The sequence below is a fragment of the Thiofilum flexile DSM 14609 genome (genome assembly GCF_000380185.1).
Classification (GTDB): Bacteria; Pseudomonadota; Gammaproteobacteria; order Thiotrichales; family Thiotrichaceae; genus Thiofilum; species Thiofilum flexile.
The window spans coordinates 1-1,191 of record NZ_KB904815.1; the positions used below are offsets into that span (position 1 = coordinate 1).

At 46.8% G+C, this 1,191-nt stretch carries 1 protein-coding gene; it reads right to left on the reverse strand.

The genetic code is table 11. The annotated features are described in order from the left end of the window. Nucleotides 1–78 precede the first annotated feature (78 nt). The coding region (locus tag A3IK_RS19885) for a hypothetical protein (RefSeq protein ID WP_040849522.1) at nucleotides 79–1,191 on the reverse strand (1,113 nt) is incomplete at its 5' end.

The window sequence follows — 1,191 nt, forward strand, 5'->3', positions numbered from 1 at the left end:
AAAGTAAATTTTTCATGGAAAATTGCTCTGATTACTATCTCCCATTATGCTTAACTTCTGAAATATCATAGATTTACTTCAAGCGATTGCCCTGGTAATACGGGTGATCTTAGGTAAACCATTAATCACCCCGTATTCGTAAGTATCACTCACACTATTGGCTACATCCGTGATCTGAGTCGCTGTGCTTTGATAACTAAGCTGCTTTACTTCCGTCCCTGCGGCTCCTTCCATAGCACTAACCCGCCCTTGACTGTCATAGCTATATAGAGCTACGACTGTTCCTTCAGCATCGGTAATACTGGTTAGCTTGCCATTGGTATACTGGTAAGTATGGGTACTGTCATCAGGAAAGGTGACAGAGGCTAATTTCCCTGCACTATCATAGCTATACGTAGTCGACCCCGCATCAGTCGTCGCGGTTTTGAGCTGTCCATTGCTATAGCTTAGGGTTAGGCTATCCCCAAACAGGTTAGTCACCTGAGCCAAATCACCCACACTGTTATAACTCAAGGTCGTAGTTTGACCATCAGCATTGGTAATAGAGGTTAACTGCCCGGAGGCATTGTAAGCTTCGGTACTATCATCGGGTAACGTAACAATCCAGCCAGAACCAGAGGCATGTAACTGATAAGGGGCTTGAGTCGTGGTTGTCCATGCACCATTCTTCTGCACAAAGGTAATACGACTCCCATCAGCACGACTCAACACATGCACCGGATAGGCATTACTACCCGCACTATCCTGTACAGGTAGGCTCGCTACTAGGGTGTTATTGAGATATAGCTCACACAATCCGGCATTAAATACCGCTGTTGCCGCTTGTAATTGCCCATTATAAGCCGTGCTTTTAAGCTCACTCCAACCGGTTTGACAGGCTTGCTCGACACTGGTGTATTGAGCGCTTTTAGCGCCTTGTAAGCTACTGTAAGGCACGCGATTACTGGCATCTAAAGCATTATTGTATTCATGCTGCCAGCCACCCAAACTCGTCGGTGCTAATCCAGTAGAGGAATATTGACGGGTAAATGACAAGAAACTGCTACTTAAATCACTCTCAGGATAAGCCAGACTACCCGAAATCAGATCCACACCATTCACCACCAACCCACTGCTACTGGTCTCAGGGGCAATGTAGTAGCGATTGGTCGTTACAGTAGTGTTAGAACTGGAGCCGCCGGCCCCCCCCCC